At 72.3% G+C, this 18,702-nt stretch carries 17 protein-coding genes and 1 pseudogene; 9 read left to right on the top strand and 9 right to left on the bottom strand.

Annotated elements, in window-relative coordinates; translation table 11 throughout:
- Nucleotides 1-103 precede the first annotated feature (103 nt).
- From ACGF8A_RS27710 to ACGF8A_RS27700, 3 genes are all read right to left on the bottom strand, one after another.
- On the bottom strand, nucleotides 104-736 hold the full coding sequence (locus tag ACGF8A_RS27710) for an AAA family ATPase (protein ID WP_393112766.1): 633 nt from the start codon (nucleotides 734-736) through the stop codon (nucleotides 104-106).
- Between the two features lie 46 nt (nucleotides 737-782).
- The gene (locus tag ACGF8A_RS27705) at nucleotides 783-1,454 is read right to left on the bottom strand and encodes a response regulator (protein ID WP_393112764.1); all 672 of its coding nucleotides are present in this window, start codon (nucleotides 1,452-1,454) and stop codon (nucleotides 783-785) included.
- 86 nt (nucleotides 1,455-1,540) lie between these two features.
- A complete protein-coding gene (locus ACGF8A_RS27700) occupies nucleotides 1,541-2,743 on the bottom strand; it encodes a sensor histidine kinase (RefSeq protein ID WP_393112762.1) in 1,203 nt (400 codons plus the stop codon).
- A gap of 196 nt (nucleotides 2,744-2,939) precedes the next feature.
- Between ACGF8A_RS27700 and ACGF8A_RS27695 the strand changes: the two genes are divergently transcribed.
- The gene (locus ACGF8A_RS27695; RefSeq protein ID WP_393112760.1) at nucleotides 2,940-3,887 is read left to right on the top strand and encodes an SAM-dependent methyltransferase; all 948 of its coding nucleotides are present in this window, start codon (nucleotides 2,940-2,942) and stop codon (nucleotides 3,885-3,887) included.
- 17 nt (nucleotides 3,888-3,904) lie between these two features.
- Here ACGF8A_RS27695 and ACGF8A_RS27690 read toward each other — a convergent pair whose 3' ends face one another.
- Nucleotides 3,905-5,056: an NADH-quinone oxidoreductase subunit D gene (locus ACGF8A_RS27690; RefSeq protein WP_393112758.1), complete on the bottom strand. Its 1,152-nt coding sequence runs from the start codon at nucleotides 5,054-5,056 to the stop codon at nucleotides 3,905-3,907.
- Between the two features lie 199 nt (nucleotides 5,057-5,255).
- Between ACGF8A_RS27690 and ACGF8A_RS27685 the strand changes: the two genes are divergently transcribed.
- Nucleotides 5,256-5,756, top strand: coding sequence for a PH domain-containing protein (locus tag ACGF8A_RS27685; RefSeq protein ID WP_393112846.1), 501 nt, complete (start codon nucleotides 5,256-5,258; stop codon nucleotides 5,754-5,756).
- Nucleotides 5,753-7,087 (top strand): PH domain-containing protein, encoded by a 1,335-nt coding sequence (locus ACGF8A_RS27680; protein WP_393112756.1) that lies wholly within the window; start codon nucleotides 5,753-5,755, stop codon nucleotides 7,085-7,087. The genes ACGF8A_RS27685 and ACGF8A_RS27680 overlap by 4 nt, the downstream gene beginning before the upstream one ends.
- A gap of 139 nt (nucleotides 7,088-7,226) precedes the next feature.
- Here the strand turns inward: ACGF8A_RS27680 and ACGF8A_RS27675 are convergent, their stop codons facing one another.
- Entirely contained in the window at nucleotides 7,227-8,444 is a 1,218-nt protein-coding gene (locus ACGF8A_RS27675; RefSeq protein WP_393112754.1) for a hypothetical protein, read from the bottom strand.
- A 396-nt stretch (nucleotides 8,445-8,840) separates the two neighbouring features.
- Here ACGF8A_RS27675 and ACGF8A_RS27670 point away from each other — a divergent pair.
- The 6 genes and pseudogenes from ACGF8A_RS27670 (at nucleotide 8,841) to ACGF8A_RS27645 (ending at nucleotide 13,982) form a co-directional block, all read left to right on the top strand.
- Nucleotides 8,841-10,536 (top strand): annotated as a pseudogene (locus ACGF8A_RS27670) (phosphatidylglycerol lysyltransferase domain-containing protein).
- A gap of 295 nt (nucleotides 10,537-10,831) precedes the next feature.
- Nucleotides 10,832-11,692, top strand: a complete 861-nt coding sequence (gene folP / locus ACGF8A_RS27665) for a dihydropteroate synthase (protein WP_393112752.1) — start codon at nucleotides 10,832-10,834, stop codon at nucleotides 11,690-11,692.
- Nucleotides 11,689-12,192: a nuclear transport factor 2 family protein gene (locus tag ACGF8A_RS27660; RefSeq protein WP_393112750.1), complete on the top strand. Its 504-nt coding sequence runs from the start codon at nucleotides 11,689-11,691 to the stop codon at nucleotides 12,190-12,192. Before folP ends, ACGF8A_RS27660 begins: the two co-directional genes overlap by 4 nt.
- 279 nt (nucleotides 12,193-12,471) lie before the next feature.
- Nucleotides 12,472-12,831, top strand: coding sequence for a dihydroneopterin aldolase (folB, locus tag ACGF8A_RS27655; RefSeq protein ID WP_393112748.1), 360 nt, complete (start codon nucleotides 12,472-12,474; stop codon nucleotides 12,829-12,831).
- Nucleotides 12,828-13,439 (top strand): 2-amino-4-hydroxy-6-hydroxymethyldihydropteridine diphosphokinase, encoded by a 612-nt coding sequence (gene folK, locus ACGF8A_RS27650; RefSeq protein ID WP_393112746.1) that lies wholly within the window; start codon nucleotides 12,828-12,830, stop codon nucleotides 13,437-13,439. Before folB ends, folK begins: the two co-directional genes overlap by 4 nt.
- Nucleotides 13,440-13,493: 54 nt before the next feature.
- A complete protein-coding gene (locus ACGF8A_RS27645) occupies nucleotides 13,494-13,982 on the top strand; it encodes a DUF3180 domain-containing protein (protein ID WP_393112744.1) in 489 nt (162 codons plus the stop codon).
- Between the two features lie 22 nt (nucleotides 13,983-14,004).
- On the opposite strand, the gene folE is transcribed toward ACGF8A_RS27645, so the two are convergent.
- The 4 genes from folE to tilS form a co-directional block, all read right to left on the bottom strand.
- Nucleotides 14,005-14,610 (bottom strand): GTP cyclohydrolase I FolE, encoded by a 606-nt coding sequence (gene folE, locus ACGF8A_RS27640; protein WP_393112742.1) that lies wholly within the window; start codon nucleotides 14,608-14,610, stop codon nucleotides 14,005-14,007.
- 158 nt (nucleotides 14,611-14,768) lie between these two features.
- Nucleotides 14,769-16,808 carry an ATP-dependent zinc metalloprotease FtsH gene (ftsH, locus tag ACGF8A_RS27635; RefSeq protein WP_393112740.1) on the bottom strand — a complete coding sequence of 680 codons (2,040 nt, stop codon included), beginning with the start codon at nucleotides 16,806-16,808 and terminating at the stop codon, nucleotides 14,769-14,771.
- Between the two features lie 184 nt (nucleotides 16,809-16,992).
- Entirely contained in the window at nucleotides 16,993-17,553 is a 561-nt protein-coding gene (gene hpt, locus ACGF8A_RS27630) for a hypoxanthine phosphoribosyltransferase (protein ID WP_276110394.1), read from the bottom strand.
- A 96-nt stretch (nucleotides 17,554-17,649) separates the two neighbouring features.
- Complete coding sequence (tilS, locus tag ACGF8A_RS27625) at nucleotides 17,650-18,678, bottom strand: tRNA lysidine(34) synthetase TilS (RefSeq protein WP_393112738.1); 1,029 nt, start codon at nucleotides 18,676-18,678, stop codon at nucleotides 17,650-17,652.
- Nucleotides 18,679-18,702: the final 24 nt, after the last annotated feature.

The raw sequence follows: 18,702 nt of genomic DNA, 5'->3' as shown, positions 1-18,702 counted from the left end.
GGCCGTGCCCCCTGGCCGGCACGGGTGCGACGACCTACCGGCCGGCACGGACCCGGCACCCGGCCCGCGCGGCAGGCGGCCGCACGCCCCCGGGAGCGCCCCCTCAGTCGAACCGGATGTGCCTGACACCCACCCGCGCCCGCCTCAGCCGGCCGCGTAGCGGCCCTTCGTCGTTGGGGCGGAGGGTCAGCCCCGCGAGGACGGCGATCCGGTCCGCCGTCTTCGGCACGGTCGTGTGGTCGGTCCACAGATGCTCGGCGAACTCCGGCTCACGCAGCCGCTCCAGACAGTGGTCGAGCTGCCCGGCGGCCCAGCTCTCGCCTCGCTCCGCGGGGTTCCTGCCCGCGACATACTGAAGGAGGTGCCCGGCTCCGCGCTCCCGCAGCCGGTTCAGCACGGTCTCGCGTTCGGCGAGCAGGGTGAAGTGCCGTACGTCGTGGCCCAGTTCGCGCAGCCGCCCGACGGTTTCCGCGAAGTGGCCGGAGTCGGTGACCGTCATCGGGGCGATGATCACACCGTCGTGCCGGGTCAGGGCGAGGTCGAGGACCTCGACGACGCCCTGCCGCCAGGAGACCAGTTCCTGGAAGTCGCCCCGCAGGGCGGGCGGGAGCATGCGGCGCAGGCCGAAGCCCGCGTGCTCCGGGTCGCAGATGACGCTGCCGGGCAGCCGGCGCTGTATCTCGTGTGCGGTCTGTGTCTTGCCGCCCCCGAAGGGGCCGTTGATCCACAGGAGCATGCGCAGACCCTACCGACGGCGCGGGGCCGGTTCCGCCGCGCCCAGGTCAGCCGTGGCCGCCGGCCCGCACCAGCCCCGTCTCGTACGCCAGGACGACCACCTGCACCCGGTCCCGCAGCCCGAGCTTGGTCAGGATGCGGCCCACATGCGTCTTCACGGTCGCCTCGGACAGCACCAGCCGGGCCGCGATCTCCCCGTTGGACAGCCCCTGCGCGACCAGCACCATCACCTCGCGCTCCCGGTCGGTGAGCCGCTCCAGTTCCTTGTGCTGGGGCTCCTTGCCGGCGCTGGGCAGCATCGGCGCGAACCGGTCGAGCAGGCGCCGGGTCGTCGACGGCGCCACCACGGCGTCGCCGCTGTGCACGGAACGGATGGCAGCGAGCAGCTCGCCGGGCGGCACGTCCTTGAGCATGAAGCCGGAGGCGCCGGCCTTCAGCCCGGAGAAGGCGTACTCGTCCAGGTCGAAGGTGGTCAGGATCAGCACCTTCGGCGGGTTCGGGTCCGAGCAGATCCGGCGGGTGGTCTCCACGCCGTCCAGCTTGGGCATACGGACGTCCATCAGCACCACGTCGACCTCGGTCGAGCGCAGCTCCTTGAGGGCCTCGACGCCGTCGCCCGCCTCCGCCACGACCTCCATGTCCGGTTGCGCGGCGAGCACCATCCGGAACCCGGTGCGCAGCAGCACCTGGTCGTCGACGAGCATCACGCGAATCGTCATGGGTCCTCTTCCGTATCCGTCTCGAAGGTCGTTGTGCGAAGTCGTCTGGGGGCGTGACAGGTGTCAACGGGGCGCGTGCGGATGCGTCAGTGCGCTGGTTTGAGGGGCAGCAGCGCACTGATGCGGAATCCTCCGCCGGGGCGGGGACCCGCGTCCAGGGTGCCGCCTACCATGCCGACCCGCTCGCGCATTCCGATCAGGCCGTGGCCCTGGCCGTCGAGGCCGCCCTCCTCGTACAGCTCGTGCGGAGCACCCTTGCCGTCGTCCTCGACGAGCAGGCCGAGCCCGTCGTCGAAGTACACCAGGCGGACGCTGGCGCCCGCGTTGGGCCCCCCGTGCTTGCGGGTGTTGGTGAGCGCCTCCTGCACGATGCGGTACGCGGTGAGCTCGACGCCGCTGGGCAGCGGGCGGGGCGTGCCCTCGATCCTGAAGTCGACGGGCAGCCCGGAGGACCGGCACTGCTCGACCAGGTCCTCGATCTGCTGGACGTCGGGCTGCGGGACGTACTCCCCGCCCTCCTGGTGCTCACCTGTGCGCAGGACGCCAAGCAGGCGGCGCATCTCGGCGAGGGCCTGGCGGCCGGTGGAGGAGATGGTCTCCAGGGCCTTCCTGGCCTGGTCGGGCGCGGCGTCGAGGACGTACGCGGCGCCGTCGGCCTGCACCACCATGACGGACACGTTGTGGGCGACGACGTCGTGCAGTTCGCGCGCGATCCGGGCGCGTTCGGCGGCGACGGCGACCTTGGACTGCGCCTCGCGTTCCTTCTCCAGCCGGGCGGCGCGCTCCTCCAGCTGCGCGAAGTAGGCGCGCCGGGTCCGGATGGAGTCGCCGAGCACCCAGGCCAGGGCGAACGGCACCGTCAGGAAGATCGCCAGCGCGATGTTGCCCGCGACGCTCGTCTGGGGCTCCGGCCAGCGCAGCTGCGCCGCCGGCGCCGCGCACAGCCCGCCGGCCAGCGCGAACCGGGAGGCCCAGCGCTCCCCGATCGCGGCCACGGTGTAGACGATCACCAGCATCGCGAAGTTGGCGGGCAACTGCCCCACGTCCAGCACCAGCTGCGCCACACCCACGGCGGCGGCCAGCACGAGCATCTTCTCCGGCATGCGCCGTCGCAGCGCCAGCACCAGGCAGAGCGCCAGCGTGATCGGCAGGAAGAAGGCCGGGAGCTCGCTCCGGCTGCTCTCCTCCGTGGCCGCCCCGCCAACGACCGAGATCCCGAACAGGACGAGGGCCCAGAGGCCGTCGACCCATGTCGGGTGTCGGCGGAGGAAGTCGTAGAGGCGCTGCACGTAACCCAGCGTAGGGAAGCGTGGTGCGTGCGGGAGTCAACCGGAGGACCGATCCAGGTGCGATACGTGTACTCCGCAAGGTGGAGGTTCCGCTCTCCTGTGCGCCTAGCCTTGCCCTGTGACCAAGGGTGCGACGGACGACTCGAGGGACGGCGGACGGTCCGCGGGGCCGGGCTGGCGAGGGTGGCGCGCGGCCATGGATGCGGCGCTGTACGGCCCTGGCGGCTTCTACCGCGGGCCCGAGGGGCCGGCCGGGCACTTCCGCACGTCGGTGCACGCCTCGCCGCTGTTCGCCGAGGCGGTGGCGGGGCTGCTGCGCCGGGTCGACGAGGCGCTCGGCCGGCCGGCGTCCCTCGACTTCGTCGACATGGCTGCGGGGCGGGGCGAGCTGGTCACCGGTGTGCTCGCCGCGCTGCCCCCCGCACTGGCCGCCCGCACGCGCGCGTACGCCGTCGAGATCGCGGAGCGCCCGGCCGGTCTCGATCACCGCATCGAGTGGCGGGCCGAGTGCCCCGAGGGTGTCACCGGGCTGCTGTTCGCCAACGAGTGGCTCGACAACGTGCCCCTGGAGGTCTCCGAGGTGGACCCCGCGGGCGCCTGGCGGCTGGTGCTCGTCCGGGAGGACGGGACAGAACGGCTCGGGGAGCCGGTGTCCGGTCCGGCGGCCGAGTGGCTGGCGCGGTGGTGGCCGGGAGCGGCCGAGGAAGGTATGCGGGCGGAGATCGGGCTGCCGAGGGACGAGGCGTGGGCGTCGGCCGTGGGGCGCGTCGGGCAAGGGCTGGCGGTCGCCGTGGACTACGCGCACACGGCGGACGCGCGCCCGCCCTTCGGCACGCTCACCGGCTTCCGGGAGGGGCGTGAGACGCCGCCCGTGCCGGACGGCACCTGCGACATCACGGCGCACGTGGCCCTGGACGCGTGCACGCTCCCCGGGGGGCGCACGCTGCCCCAGCGCGACGCCCTGCGCGCCCTGGGTGTCGTGGGCGCGCGCCCCCCACTCGCCCTCGCCACCACCGACCCCGCGGCCTACGTGCGGGCCCTCACGAGCGCCGGTGAGGCGGCCGAGCTGACGGCGCCGGGCGGGCTGGGCGACTTCGGGTGGCTCGTGCAGCCGGTCGGCGTCCCCGACCCGCTCTCCGGCTGACCCTGCCCGCGCGCGGGCTACTTGTCGATGTCCCCCACCACGAAGAACATCGACCCCAGGATCGCCACCATGTCCGCCACCAGGGTCCCCGGCAGCAGCTCGGTCAGCACCTGGATGTTGTTGTACGAGGCCGAGCGCAGCTTGAGCCGGTACGGCGTCTTGTCGCCCTTGCTGACGAGGTAGTAGCCGTTGATGCCGAGCGGGTTCTCGGTCCACGCGTACGTGTGCCCCTCGGGCGCCTTCAGCACCTTGGGAAGCCTCTGGTTGATCGGCCCCGGCGGCAGCTCGGCGATCCGGTCGAGGCAGGCGTCCGCCAGGTCGAGCGCGTTGTGCGTCTGTTCCAGCAGGCACTCGAAACGGGCCAGACAGTCGCCCTCGGAGCGGGTCACGACCTCGAGGGTGTCCTGAAGGTCCCCGTAGGCCAGGTACGGCTCGTCGCGGCGCAGGTCGAAGTCGACGCCCGAGGCACGCGCGATCGGGCCGCTCACGCCGTACGCGTGCACGGCCTCCGGGGCGAGGTTCCCCACGTCCCGGGTGCGGCCCCGGAAGATCTCGTTGCCGAGCACCAGGTCGTCGAACCGGTCCATGCGCGAGCGCACTCCCGCGACCGCGGCACGCGCGCGTGCGGTCCAGCCGGCCGGCACGTCCTCCTTGAGGCCGCCGACGCGGTTGAACATGTAGTGCATCCGCCCGCCGGAGACCTCCTCCATGACGTTCTGCAGGACCTCGCGCTCCCGGAACGCGTAGAAGACCGGCGTGATCCCGCCCAGCTCCAGCGGGTACGAGCCCAGGAACATCAGGTGGTTCAGCACCCGGTTGAGCTCCGCGAGCAGCGTGCGCGTCCACACCGCGCGCGCGGGCACCTCCATGCCGAGCATGCGCTCCACGGCGAGGACGACGCCCAGCTCGTTGGAGAAGGCCGACAGCCAGTCGTGGCGGTTGGCGAGCATGATGATCTGGCGGTAGTCGCGCGCCTCGAACAGTTTCTCCGCACCCCGGTGCATATAGCCCACCACCGGCTCCGCGCTCGTGATGCGCTCACCGTCGAGGAGCAGCCGCAGGCGCAGCACGCCGTGCGTGGACGGATGCTGGGGGCCGATGTTGAGCACCATGTCGGTGCTCTCCGCGGCGCCGCCGATTCCGACCGTGGTCTCCGTAGGGGGAGTCATGGACACAGTCTGTCGTACGTAGGCTGGCCATATGGAGACGGGGAGCCCTCAGGGCGGCGGAACGGCAGGTCAGGCGGACGGCGGGGCGACAGGCCCGGCGGACGGCGGGGCGACAGGCCCGGCGGACGGCGGGGCGACAGGCCCGGCGGACGGCGGGGCGACAGGCCCGGCGGACGGCGGGGCGACAGGCGCCGGGCAGGTGGTGACGGGCGCCGGGCAGGTGGTGACGGCGGAGGCCGAACCGGCCTGGACCGCGCTGCCGCCCGGCCTGCTGCGTATGCGCCGGTTGTTGCTGGTGGTGTGGCTGGGGCTGCTGACACTGGCCACGGGTCTGCTGCCGGGGCTGCTGGCCGGTCCCGCGTGGGCCGCGTTCGCGCTGCTGCCGCTGGCGCTGACTGTGTGGGGCTGGGATCTGATCGCCCGCAACTGGCGCTCCTGGCGGTACGCCGAGCGCGCCGACGACCTGCTGATCAGCCGGGGCGTGCTGTGGCACACCGTGACGGTGGTGCCGTACGGCCGGATGCAGCTGGTCGAGGTGACCTCCGGGCCTGTCGAGCGGCACTTCGGGCTGGCCAGCGTCCAGCTCCACACGGCCGCTGCGGCGACCGACGCGACCATCCCCGGCCTCGACCCGGCCGAGGCGGAACGGCTGCGCGACCGGCTCACCGAGCTGGGCGAGGCACGATCGGCGGGGCTGTGACGACGCCGGGCACCGACGACGAGGTACGCGGCGAGGTGACGGTGACCGAGCGCCGGCTGCACCCGGTCACGCCGTTCCGGCGGGCATGGGCACCGGTCGCCGTGCTCATCGGGTGGGCGCTGCACGACCCGGACGGCGCGCACCGCCAGCTGAGCCGGCTGACGACGACCACGATCCTGATCGCCCTCGCCGTGCTCGTACCGGCCGCCGCGCTCTACGGCTTCCTCAGCTGGTGGTTCACGCACTTCGCGGTGACCGGGACGGAACTGCGCATCCGCACCGGACTGCTGTTCCGGCGCACCGCGCACATCCGCCTGGAGCGCATCCAGGCCGTCGACGTCACGAGGCCGCTCCTCGCGCGCGTGGCGGGCGTCGCGAAACTCAGACTCGACGTCATAGGCACCGACAAGAAGGACGAACTCGCCTACCTCGGTGAGGCGGACGCGCGCGCGTTGCGGGCCGAACTCCTCGCGCGTGCCGCCGGTTTCGCGCCCGACACGGCGCACGAGGTGGGCGAGGCGCCGGAGCAGCGGCTGCTGAACGTACCGGCGGGCGTGCTCGCCGTCTCGCTGCTGCTGACCGGCGCGACCTGGGCCACGCTGGCCGGCGCGGTCGTCGTACCGACCGTGCTGTGGCTTTTCACCCACAACCTGTGGACGGTGGTCGCGACCGCGGTGCCGTTGGTCGGCGCCGCCGGCGCGAGCAGCGTGGGGAGGTTCGTCGCCGAGTACGACTGGACGGTCGCCGAGTCGCCGGACGGCATCCGGATCGACCGCGGGCTCCTGGACCGCGCGCACGAGACGGTGCCGCCCGGCCGGGTGCAGACCGTGCGGATCGTGGAGCCGCTGCTGTGGCGGCGGCGCGGCTGGGTGCGGGTGGAGCTGGACGTGGCGGGCTCGTCCAACTCCGTACTGCTGCCGGTCGCCCCGCGCGAGATCGCGGAGTCCCTCGTCACGCGCGTGCTGCCCGGCGTGACCGTACCGGCCGCCGCGTCCCTGTCCCGCGCGCCGCGGCGGGCGGGCCGCTGCGTGCCGCTGTGGTGGCGGGGCTACGGCTTCACCGTCACGGACACCGTCTTCGTCGCCCGGCACGGACTGCTCCGGCGCAGCCTCGCGCTCGTCCCGCACGCCAAGGTGCAGAGCGTCCGGCAGGAGCAAGGGCCCTGGATGCGGCTCTGGCGGCTCGCGGACGTCCACGTGGACACCGGCGCCAACAAGACCGTCACAGCCCGGCTGAGGGACGCCGGGGAGGCCACGGACCTGCTGCGTGCCCAGGCCGAGCGGTCCCGGACGGGACGCAGGGACGCCCGGCCGGACCGCTGGATGGCGTGAGAACACCGGGCGCCGCGCGAGGTGAACGCCGGGGCCCCCACGACACGGAAACGCCGTGCCCGGCGCTGATGCGCCCGGCACGGCGTTCGGGGAAACCGTCCGGAAAGTGCCGTTCGGACGTGGCTTGCGGTGAGCGGAGTCAGGAAGCCGCGCTGCGCAGCCCCTGGACGTCGATCTGCTCGGTCTCGTCGTGCGCCGTCAGGTCGATCACCTGGCCGACGCCGCGCGACTGCGCGGTGACGGGCTTGAACTCCGCCTCCGAGTCCGCCTTGTGCAGTTCGAGCGCCTCCTGGCCGACCACGTCGGCGAGGTCCTCGTTCTGCACGGCCTCCAGGGCGGCGCTCGCCTCCCCCTTCGCCTTCGTGCCGAAGAAGTCGAAGCCGCCCTCGGCCCTGGGACGGCGCACCGTCGCCTGCGCAGGCACGACGGCCACCGCGGTGGGCACGGTGTAGTGCCCGGACGGCTGCCGCACGGTGGTCCGGCCGGTGGTGGCGGCCGCGTGCTCGTGCACGTCGGCCGCCTCGGTCTTCCCCCGCGCCTCGTCCTCCTGAGCGGCCTCCGTCCCGGCACCGCGCTCGGCGTCGGCCGGCACGGGCTGCTCCGCGGGCGCCTCCGTCCCGTCAGCCGGGTCCTGTCCGGGCCCGGCCTCCCGGTCGGCGTCGAAGCGGACCAGCGCGGCCTGCGCCCGCAGGAACAGCCGGGAGCCCTCCGGGGAAAACAGCTTCGGGGCCTCGGGCTCCTCCTGTGCGGCCACGTCCGGGGCGCTGTCCCCGGCGGAGTCCGCGGTCCCGTCGGCGAGGCCGTCGGTCCTGGTAGCGGTCGCGTCGGTCCCGTCGGCCTCGGGGGCGATTGCGGCGGCCTCCTCCGCGACCGGCGCGGGCGGCAGCGCACGCGCGGGTGCGGTGGCCTCGATCTCCAGCCGGCGGCGGCCCTCCAGGGCGCTCGCGCGCTCGGTCTCGGCGGTGGCGTAACGGCGCAGCAGTGCCGCGTGCTCGTTGCGCAGCCCCGCGAGTTCGGCACGCTTGGCCCTCAGGCGCTGTTCGAGCTTGCCGCGCAGTTCGCGCGACTCCTCGAGATCGGTCTCCAGTTCGGCGACGCGTTCCTCGTGCCGCCACTCGTCGCTCGCACGCGCGCGCGTGAGGTCGGCCACCTGCTTGCCGGCCTGGATGTCCCAACGGCGCATGACGACCGCACCGGCGGCAGCCGTCACCGCGGCGGCGGCCGCCAGCCCACGGAGCAGCGCCGGCTCCGTGAAGACCCATGGGCCGAGGGCGCAGACGACCGAGACGCCTGCGATCGCCGACGGAGGCAGCAGCCTGTGCAGGGGCGGTGAATGGCGATGACGTCCACGTGGCATGGCCAGAAACTTACCGCGCGTAGGCGAATCGTGGTGTCCCCGGCGGTAAAAACACGGCCACCGGATGGCCTTGAAACGGCGCCACACCCGGCCTCCGGGGCAACGCGACCCCATGACCCGGGATCAACCCGACCTCACGGCCCGGGATCAACCCACCCCCACGGTACGGATCAACCCCACCTCGTGCCCCGGAACACAGCAACCCCGTGGCCTTGGAAACGGCTTTGCGAAGCGGAGTGAACCTCCCCCTGCGTGCCACCGTCCTAGAGGGCGCAATGTCGCCGGATGCCCGAATCAGCACCGGATGCCAACTCTCGCGCAGAACTACGGGATGCGATGTCTGTCAGAGAAGTCAGGGAAGAGGGGGAAGAGGGGGAAGAGGGGGGAGAGGGGGAAATGCCGTGGCGCCGGCGCCTGCGCGGGCCGCGCCCCGAGTCCGTTCCCCTTCTCGTCGGCAGGGCCTGTGCCCTCGTGGGCGTCGTGGACATCGCCGCGGGCGTCTTCCCACGCTTCCGGCACAGCCGCATGCACGCGCCGGCCGAGGTGCTGCCCGGCGCGCTCGGCCCCTTCGCCGCCGCGCTCTCGCTCAGCGCCGGCGTGCTGTTGCTGCTGCTCGCCCACGGCCTCAAGCGTGGCAAGCGCCGGGCCTGGCGGGCCGCCGTGGCGCTGCTGCCGGCCGGGGCGGTCGCGCAGTTCACGTACGGGCCCTCCCTGGCCGGCGTGCTCGTCTCGCTCGCGCTGCTCGCGCCGCTGCTGCGCCACCGCGACCGGTTCGCGTCCCTGCCCGACCCGCGCAGCCGGTGGCGGGCGCTGGCCAACTTCGTGCTCATGGGGGCCGGTTCGCTCGCCCTGGGGCTGGTCGTCGTCAGCGCCCACCCGCACAGTCTGGTCGGCGACCCCTCCCTCGCGGACCGCATCACCCATGTCCTGTACGGCATGTTCGGCTTCGAGGGCCCGGTCGCCTACCAGGGCACCGCCTCCTGGACGGTCGGCGTCTCCCTGGGCGCCCTGGGCCTGCTCACCGCCGTCACCACGATCTACCTCGCGCTGCGCCCCGAGCACGCGGCGGCTCGGCTGACCGAGGACGACGAGGTCCGGCTGCGCGCCCTGCTGGAGCGGCACGGCGGCCGGGACTCGCTCGGCCACTTCGCGCTGCGCCGCGACAAGGCCGTGGTCTTCTCCCCCAGCGGCAAGGCGGCGGTGACGTACCGCGTGGTCTCCGGGGTGATGCTCGCCAGCGGGGATCCCATAGGTGACGTGGAGGCCTGGCCCGGCGCCATCGAGCGGTTCATGGACGAGGCACGCGCGCATGCGTGGACGCCCGCCGTCATGGGCTGTTCCGAGACGGGCGGCGAGGTGTGGACCCGCGAGACCGGCCTCGACGCCCTCGAACCGGGCGACGACGAGGCGGTGGTGGTGGTCGCGGATTTCTCCCTCGCCGGCCGCGCGATGCGCAACGAGCGGCAGATGGTCAAGCGCATCGAACGTGCCGGTCACCAAACCCGGGTACGACACGTCCGTGACCTGGGCGAGGCCGAACTGGAGCGGATCCGCCGCGCCGCCGGCGCCTGGCGCGGTACCGACGGCGAGCTGCCTTCTCCATGGCACTGGGCCGCCTCGGCGACCCCACCGACGGCGACCGCCTCGTGGCCACCGCCCACAAGGCGGACGGCGAACCGGGGCCGTACGGCGATCTGAAGGCGGTCCTGCACCTCTTCCCCTGGGCGCGGACGGGGTCTCCCTGGACCTGATGCGCCGGGACCGCTCGGCCGATCCGGGCATGAACGAGCTGCTGATCATGGCCGCGCTGCGCGCCGCGCCCAGGCTCGGCACCGCACGCGTGTCACTGAACTCGCGATGTTCCGCTCCGCAACTCGCCCGCGGCGAGAAGATCGGCGCCGGCCCGGTGCCCGGCAGGTCGCCGTCTACCGCGCCTCCGGCGACCTGCCACGCATCGCTCTGGCCGCCCTCCAGACCGAGGGCTTCCTCAACCTCGGCCGCGCCCTGCCGCACCGCCCCCCTCAGGCGCCCGGCGCCCGCCGCGCGCCCCTGCACGCACGCCGTCGCGGAGCTCCACGCACGCCCGGCCTGACCCGGACCGGCCCGAGCGCACGCCGTCGCGGAGCGCCACGCACTCCCGGCCTGACCCGGACCGGCCCGAGCGCACGCCGTCGCGGAGCGCCACGCACGCCCGGCCTGACCCGGACCGGCCCGAGCGGCGGCCCCGCCCGTCCACCCGGGGGCCGCCGCTCGGGTCCCCACCCCCGGACCACGGCTCAAGCCCTCCATCCCCGGGGCACCGCCCGGGCCGCACCGCCCCGGCCGCTGCCCCGGTCAAGGCCGCCCAGGTGAGGAGCCCGGCCCTACCCTGGGCCTACGCTGAACGTATGAGCAATCACAGCGGGCGCGGGCGCATCGCGGGCCTTCCGGAATGGGACCGCTGCGCGGTCATGGGAGTCGTGAACGTCACCCCCGACTCCTTCTCCGACGGCGGCCGCTGGTTCGACACCACCGCCGCCGTCAAGCACGGCCTCGACCTCGTCACCGAGGGTGCCGACCTCGTGGACGTCGGCGGTGAGTCCACCCGCCCCGGCGCCGCCCGGGTCGACGAGGCCGAGGAGCTCCGCCGCGTGGTCCCCGTCGTCCGCGGCCTCGCCTCCGAGGGCGTCGTCGTCTCCGTCGACACCATGCGCGCGTCCGTCGCCGAACAGGCCCTCGCCGCCGGCGCCGCCCTTGTCAACGACGTCAGCGGCGGCCTCGCCGACCCCGCGATGATCCCGGTGGTGGCGCGCACCGGCGCCCCCTTCGTCGTCATGCACTGGCGCGGCTTCCTGGAGGGCGGCAATGTCAGGGGCGTGTACGACGACGTCGTCACCGAGGTCACCGACGAGCTGCACGCGCGCGTGGAGGCCGTTCTGGAGGGCGGCGTCGCCCCCGACCGGATCGTGATCGACCCCGGCCTCGGCTTCTCCAAGGACGCCGGGCACGACCTCACCCTGCTCGCCCACCTCGACCGCCTGCGGGCCCTCGGCCACCCCCTGCTCGTCGCGGCCTCCCGCAAGCGCTTCCTCGGCCGCGTGCTGGCGGGACCGGAGGGCGCCCCGCCCCCGGCGCGGGAGCGCGACGCCGCCACGGCCGCCGTCTCCGCGCTGGCGGCGCACGTCGGCGCCTGGGCCGTGCGCGTCCACGAGGTCCGTGCCACCGCGGACGCCGTACGCGTCGCACGCGCCGTGGAAGGAGCCCGGTGACCGCCCCCCACACCGATGTCGAAGAGGTCGAACTCGCCAACACCGCTTTCTACGAGACCCTGGAGCGGGGCGACTTCGAGGAGCTGTCGACGCTCTGGCTCACCCCCTCCGACCTGGGCGTCGACGAGAGCTACCACGACCCGGCGGACAGCGGCGTGGTCTGCTGCGTGCACCCCGGCTGGCCGGTGCTCACCGGCCGCGGCGAGGTCCTGCGGTCGTACGCCCTGATCATGGCGAACACCGAGTACATCCAGTTCTTCCTCACCGACGTGCACGTCTCCGTCACCGGCGACACCGCCCTGGTGAGCTGCACGGAGAACATCCTCAGCGGCGGCCCCGCCCCGGAGGACGGCGACGGCCCGGGGCCCCTCGTCGGCCAGCTGGTGGTCGCCACCAACGTGTTCCGGCGCACACCCGACGGCTGGAAGCTCTGGTCGCACCACGCCTCCCCCGTTCTGACCGAAAGCGCCGAGGACGAGGACGACGAGTCAACCGCCTGAGTGGGTAGGCGCCCGGTGGAGGGGCACAGAGGGCCGGACAGGGCCCGAAGGAACCAAGGAGTGGTTGGAATCACGAACCCGGGGGTATGGGCGGCTACCAACCCGTGAGCCGCCGGATTCCCCAGGGGAAACACACGATGAAACCTCCCGGCCCCCGCCGTGGCCCCTGGCCCCGTGTCCGGGGGGTGTCGGTGTCCGCAGGTAGATTCGTTCGAGGCCGGTCTGCCGCCCGCACACGGAACGGACCGGTCGCACCCGACGATTGCAGGAGTGATTCGCGTGGATCGTGTCGCGCTGCGCGGCTTGAAGGCCCGCGGGCACCACGGTGTGTTCCCCCGGGAGCGCGAGGAGGGCCAGACCTTCATCGTGGACCTCGTCCTCGGCCTGGACACCCGGCCGGCCGCGGCCGACGACGACCTGGCGAAGACCGTGCACTACGGCATCGTGGCGGAGGAGGTCGTGGCCGTCGTCGAGGGCGAGCCCGTCAACCTCATCGAGACGCTCGCCGAGCGCATCGCCCAGGCCTGTCTGAAGCACGAGGGGGTTCAGGAGGTCGAGGTCAGCGTCCACAAACCGGACGCACCGATCACCGTCCCCTTCGACGACGTGACCGTCACCATCATCCGGAGCCGAGTATGACTGCCTCGTTCACCGAGGGTCACAGCGACCCGACCGTACAGCCGGTACCCGCCTCCGTCGTCGAGAGGGTCGACGCCGCCGACACCACCCTGCACAACCCCAAACGTGCCGTGATCTCGATCGGCTCGAACCTCGGCAACCGCCTGGAGACCCTCCAGGGCGCCATCGACGCCCTGGAGGACACCCCGGGTGTCCGGATCAAGGCCGTCTCCCCCGTCTACGAGACCGAGCCGTGGGGCGTCCAGCCCGGCACCCAGCCCGCGTACTTCAACGCCGTCGTGGTCCTGAAGACCACCCTGCCCCCGTCCTCGCTCCTGGAGCGGGCGCACGCGGTCGAGGAGGCCTTCCACCGGATCCGCGACGAGCGCTGGGGCCCGCGCACGCTCGACGTCGACATCGTGTCGTACGCCGATGTCGTCTCCGACGACCCCGCGCTCACCCTCCCCCACCCGCGCGCCCACGAACGCGCCTTCGTCCTCGCGCCCTGGCACGACGTGGACCCCGACGCCCAGCTGCCCGGCCGCGGCGCCGTCGCCGAATTGCTCGGCACGGTCACCCACGACGGGGTGGCCGCCCGCGGGGACCTGGAACTCCGGCTGCCCGAGTAGTCGTTAAGGTCGAGACGACCACAGTCCGGGGATCCGGGGAACCGAAGGGACACCGTGAGAGAGCTGCGCATCAGGGTGCTGGCGGGAGTCTTCGTCGTGGCCGGCATCCTGTCCTGGGCGGGCGCCCGCCTGTGGAACTCGATCGGTACGCTCCCGAGCGTCCCCCTCGCCGCCCCCGTCGTCCTGGCCCTGATCGCCGCGGTGCTGCTCGCCACGGCACTGTCGCTGCGCGCCCGGTTGCGGGCCCAGCGCGAGCGCCGTCCCGGCGCCAAGGGCGTGGACCCGCTGATGGCGGCCCGCGCCGTCGTCTTCGGCCAGGCCAGCGCCCTGGTGGCCGCCCTGGTCGCCGGCATGTACGGCGGCACGGGCGTCTTCCTGCTGGAGTCGCTGGACATCCCGGCCCGCCGCGACCAGGCCATCTACGCCGGCTGCTCGGTCGTCGCGGGCATCGCCGTCATAGCGGCCGCCATCTTCCTGGAGAAGGTCTGCAAACTCCCGGAGGACGACGAACACAACGGCACGGGCACCGCTCCGGCCGCGTGAGACCGCGCGGCCGGCGGCCGCGTCAGTGAGCCATGATCAGGCTCATCGCCTCGTTCCGCGTCGCCGCATCCCGCAGCTGACCCCGGACCGCAGACGTGATGGTCTTGGCGCCGGGCTTGCGGATGCCCCGCATCGACATGCACATGTGCTCGCACTCCACGACCACGATCACGCCCCGCGGCTCCAGTATCTCCATCAGGGAGTCGGCGATCTGCGTGGTGAGTCGTTCCTGCACCTGCGGACGTCGGGCGTAGACGTCCACCAGCCGCGCCAGCTTCGACAGCCCGGTGATCTTGCCGGTGGTGGCCGGGATGTATCCGACGTGAGCCACGCCCCGGAACGGGACCAGGTGATGCTCACAGGTCGAGTACACCTCGATGTCCTTCACGAGCACCATTTCGTCGTGCCCGATGTCGAACGTCGTCGTCAGCACGTCCTCGGGCTGCTGCCACAGCCCCGCGAATATCTCCTTGTACGCCCGCGCCACCCGCGCCGGAGTCTCCCTCAGGCCCTCGCGGTCCGGGTCCTCCCCGACCGCGATCAGGAGTTCGCGTACGGCGTTCTCGGCGCGCTTCTCGTCGAACTCGCCGATCGTGCCCTCGCCGTCCAGCGTCACCGGGTCGGTCATGTGGTGCCTCGTTCCTGTGCCTGACGCGTACGAAGAACGCGTCCCCTCTGTGCGCATCACGTCTGCGCGCATACGTCGATGCCGCGCCACCCAGGCTAGAACCTGGGTGGCGCGGCATCCATTCCGGGCCTGCGGGGCCGCGGGAAGCGGCCCTGGGCTCAGGCTTCGGGGCGGTCCTCCGGGGCGGCCGGCTCGGCCGCCGGGGCGGGCTCCGCAGCCGTGCTCTTCGCGGTGATCGCCGCCGTCGCGCCGTTGGCGCCGTTCGTCAGTGCGAGCTCCTTCGGGGAGAGCACGGGCGGACGGGTCGACGGCGTACGGCGGGAGGAGCCCGTCCACGCGGGACGCGGCGGCCGCTTGACGATCGGGGCGAAGATCTCGGCGATCTCCTCCTTGCCCAGGGTCTCCTTCTCCAGGAGCGCCAGGACCAGGTTGTCGAGGACGTCGCGGTTCTCGACCAGGATCTCCCACGCCTCGTTGTGCGCGGTCTCGATGAGCTTCTTGACCTCTTCGTCGACGAGCGCGGCGACCTCCTCGGAGTAGTCGCGCTGGTGAGCCATCTCACGGCCGAGGAACGGCTCGCTGTTGTCGCCGCCGAACTTGATCGCGCCCAGACGCTCCGTCATGCCGTACTGCGTGACCATCGCGCGGGCCAGGTTGGTGGCCTTCTCGATGTCGTTGGCGGCACCGGTGGTCGGGTCGTGGAAGACCAGTTCCTCGGCCGCGCGGCCGCCCAGCATGTAGGCAAGCTGGTCGAGCATCTCGTTGCGCGTGGTCGAGTACTTGTCCTCGTCCGGCAGCACCATCGTGTAGCCGAGGGCGCGGCCGCGGGACAGGATCGTGATCTTGTGGACCGGGTCGGAGTTCGGCGAGGCCGCCGCGACCAGGGCGTGTCCGCCCTCGTGGTACGCGGTGATCTTCTTCTCCTTGTCCGACATGATCCGGGTCCGCTTCTGCGGGCCCGCCACGACGCGGTCGATGGCCTCGTCGAGCATCTTGTTGTCGACCAGCTTCTGGTCACTGCGGGCCGTCAGCAGGGCGGCCTCGTTCAGCACGTTCGCCAGGTCGGCGCCGGTCATGCCGGGCGTACGGCGGGCGACCGCCGAGAGGTCGACGTCCGGAGCGACCGGCTTGCCCTTCTGGTGAACCTTGAGGATCTCCAGCCGGCCCTGCATGTCCGGGCGGTCGACGGCGATCTGCCGGTCGAAGCGGCCGGGGCGCAGCAGCGCCGGGTCGAGGATGTCCGGCCGGTTCGTCGCGGCGATGAGGATCACGCCGCCCTTGACGTCGAAGCCGTCCATCTCGACGAGCAGCTGGTTCAGCGTCTGCTCGCGCTCGTCGTGACCGCCGCCGAGGCCGGCGCCGCGGTGGCGGCCGACCGCGTCGATCTCGTCGACGAAGACGATCGCCGGGGCGTTCGCCTTGGCCTGCTCGAACAGGTCGCGGACTCGGGAGGCGCCGACACCGACGAACATCTCGACGAAGTCGGAGCCGGAGATCGAGTAGAAGGGCACGCCCGCCTCGCCGGCGACGGCACGCGCGAGCAGCGTCTTGCCGGTGCCGGGCGGGCCGTACAGCAGCACGCCCTTGGGGATCTTGGCGCCGACGGCCTGGAACTTGGCCGGCTCCTGCAGGAACTCCTTGATCTCCTGGAGTTCCTCGACGGCCTCGTCCGAACCGGCGACGTCCGAGAACGTCGTCTTGGGTGTGTCCTTGGTGATGAGCTTGGCCTTCGACTTGCCGAAGTTCATCACCCGGCTGCCGCCGCCCTGCATCTGGTTCATCAGGAACAGGAAGACGACCACGATGAGGACGAAGGGCAGCAGAGACAGCAGGATGCTGACGAACGCGTTCTGCTTGGTCGGCGAGACCGTGTAACCGTCCGGGATCTGCTTGTTCTGGTACTTGTCCTGCAGGGTGCTGGCGAGGTTGGCGCCCTGGTCGCCGATGTAGCTGGCCTGGATCTTGGAGCTGTCCTCGATCTTCTGGCCGTCCTTGAGCGTGACCTTGATGGTCTGCTCGTCGCCGGTGGTCAGCTTGGCAGCTTCGACCCTGTTGTCATTGATCGCCTGGACGACCTGGCCGGTGTCCACCGTCTTGTAGCCCCCGGACGAGCCGACGACCTGCATCAACACGACCACGGCAAGGACGGCCAGCACGATCCACATGACCGGCCCACGGAAGTATCGCTTCACGTCCATCCATACGGAGCGGTGCCGCCCCGTCCCTCCTGCCATAGTGAGTTTGATAAGACAGTTCTTCTGACGGTACCCCAGCAATGGTGCCCGAAGCCGCACGGGAGAGCTGGCGAACCCGTCTGCATGCTCCAACGGCGCGAAACCCGCCGGGGTTCCCGATCGTCCTACAAGGCTTGGGCCAACTGGCTCAGCCGCCGTAGACGTGGGGCGCGAGCGTACCGACGAACGGGAGGTTGCGGTACTTCTCGGCGTAGTCGAGGCCGTAGCCCACGACGAACTCGTTGGGGATGTCGAAGCCGACCCACTCCACGTCGATGGCGACCTTGGCGGCCTCCGGCTTGCGCAGCAGCGTGCACACCTTCAGGGAGGCGGGCTCGCGGGAGCCGAGGTTGGAGATCAGCCAGGAGAGGGTCAGGCCGGAGTCGATGATGTCCTCGACGATGAGGACGTGCCTGCCCTTGATGTCGGTGTCGAGGTCCTTGAGGATCCGCACCACACCGGAGGACTGGGTGCCCGCGCCGTAGGACGACACCGCCATCCAGTCCATGGTGAGCGGGGTGGACAGCGCCCGGGCGAGGTCGGCCATGACCATCACCGCGCCCTTGAGCACTCCGACGATCAGCAGGTCCTTGCCCGCGTACTCCGCGTCGATCTTCGCGGCCAGCTCGGCCAGCTTCGCGTCGATCTCTTCCTTGGTGATGAGCACCTGCTGGAGGTCGGCACCCATGTCTTTCGCGTCCACCCGCATCACTTTCGGTCGTCCCACCGGCCGTCTCCGGACGTCCCGGCCGCGTGTGCGGCTTTCGTGGGACCGTGTGCACGGTCCGGTGGGAGCGTCCCGGATTCAGCCTTGCCGAATCACCAGTCTGCCACCCTGGCGCTGGACGACGACTTTGCCCGGCAGGTTGATGGCTCGCTGACCGCGCCAGCCGGTGATCAGGCGGTCGACTTCCTCGATGTGACGGGCGAACAGCGAACCGGCCGGCGCACCTGCCTCGATGGCGGCCCGGCGCAGGATCCGGCGGCGCACCGCGGGCGGCAGGGCGTAGAGCTTGGCGCACTCGAGGCCACCGGCGGCGTCGCGGACGGAGACCTCGGCCTGGCTGGCCCATGTGTCGAGGGCGTCGGCGTCGTCGCGGGAGAGCTGGGCCGTGCGGGCGAGTGCCTCGACGACGCCTTTGCCGAGCGCCTTCTCCAGCGCGGGCAGCCCCTCGTGCCGCAGCCGCGATCTGGTGTACGCCGGGTCCGCGTTGTGCGGGTCGTCCCAGACCGGCAGGGACTGGACCATGCAGGCCTTGCGGGCTGTCTGCCGGTCGAGCTGGAGGAAGGGACGCCGGTAACGGCCGTCGGCCCCCGAGACCGCGGCCATTCCGGACAGGGAGCGGATGCCGGAGCCACGGGCGAGGCCGAGCAGGACGGTTTCCGCCTGGTCGTCGCGGGTGTGGCCGAGCAGGATCGCGGCGGCACGGTGGCGTGCGGCGGCGGCGTCGAGGGCGGCGTACCGGGCGTCCCGGGCGGCGGCTTCGGGGCCGCCGTCGCGGCCGACGTGGACGGCGGTGGCCTCGACCGGTTCCAGGCCGAGCTCGCGCAGCCGCAGCACGACCTCCTCGGCGCGCAGGTCGGAGCCGGGTTGCAGGCCGTGGTCGACGGTGACGCCGCCCGCGCGCATGCCGAGTTTGGGGGCCTCGAAGGCGAGCGCGGAGGCGAGCGCCATGGAGTCGGCGCCGCCGGAGCACGCCACGAGCACGAGCGGCGAGGGGGGACGCTCGTGGGGATCGGCGGCGTGGGCGGTGCAGTTGTACTCGTTGAGGATGTCGTGGAGGACGCGGCGGACCGCCAGGCGTATCGCCGCGACCGCAGGATGGGGACCCATTGTCCGGTTCCCTTCATGAAGTTT

The organism is Streptomyces sp. NPDC047706, from assembly GCF_043204795.1.
In the GTDB taxonomy this organism is placed as follows: domain Bacteria; phylum Actinomycetota; class Actinomycetes; order Streptomycetales; family Streptomycetaceae; genus Streptomyces.
The sequence above is the reverse complement of the archived record's forward strand: the minus strand, read 5'-3'. Positions and strand labels throughout refer to the sequence as shown.

Bases quoted from the DNA above. Each gene is read 5' to 3' on its own strand.
- ACGF8A_RS27710 (WP_393112766.1), bottom strand. From the start codon at position 736: ATGCTCCTGTGGATCAACGGCCCCTTCGGGGGCGGCAAGACACAGACC.
- ACGF8A_RS27705 (WP_393112764.1), bottom strand. From the start codon at position 1,454: ATGACGATTCGCGTGATGCTCGTCGACGACCAGGTGCTGCTGCGCACC.
- ACGF8A_RS27695 (WP_393112760.1), top strand. From the start codon at position 2,940: ATGGATGCGGCGCTGTACGGCCCTGGCGGCTTCTACCGCGGGCCCGAG.
- ACGF8A_RS27690 (WP_393112758.1), bottom strand. From the start codon at position 5,056: ATGACTCCCCCTACGGAGACCACGGTCGGAATCGGCGGCGCCGCGGAG.
- ACGF8A_RS27675 (WP_393112754.1), bottom strand. From the start codon at position 8,444: ATGCCACGTGGACGTCATCGCCATTCACCGCCCCTGCACAGGCTGCTG.
- folP (WP_393112752.1), top strand. From the start codon at position 10,832: ATGAGCAATCACAGCGGGCGCGGGCGCATCGCGGGCCTTCCGGAATGG.
- folK (WP_393112746.1), top strand. From the start codon at position 12,828: ATGACTGCCTCGTTCACCGAGGGTCACAGCGACCCGACCGTACAGCCG.
- folE (WP_393112742.1), bottom strand. From the start codon at position 14,610: ATGACCGACCCGGTGACGCTGGACGGCGAGGGCACGATCGGCGAGTTC.
- ftsH (WP_393112740.1), bottom strand. From the start codon at position 16,808: ATGGACGTGAAGCGATACTTCCGTGGGCCGGTCATGTGGATCGTGCTG.
- hpt (WP_276110394.1), bottom strand. From the start codon at position 17,553: ATGCGGGTGGACGCGAAAGACATGGGTGCCGACCTCCAGCAGGTGCTC.
- tilS (WP_393112738.1), bottom strand. From the start codon at position 18,678: ATGGGTCCCCATCCTGCGGTCGCGGCGATACGCCTGGCGGTCCGCCGC.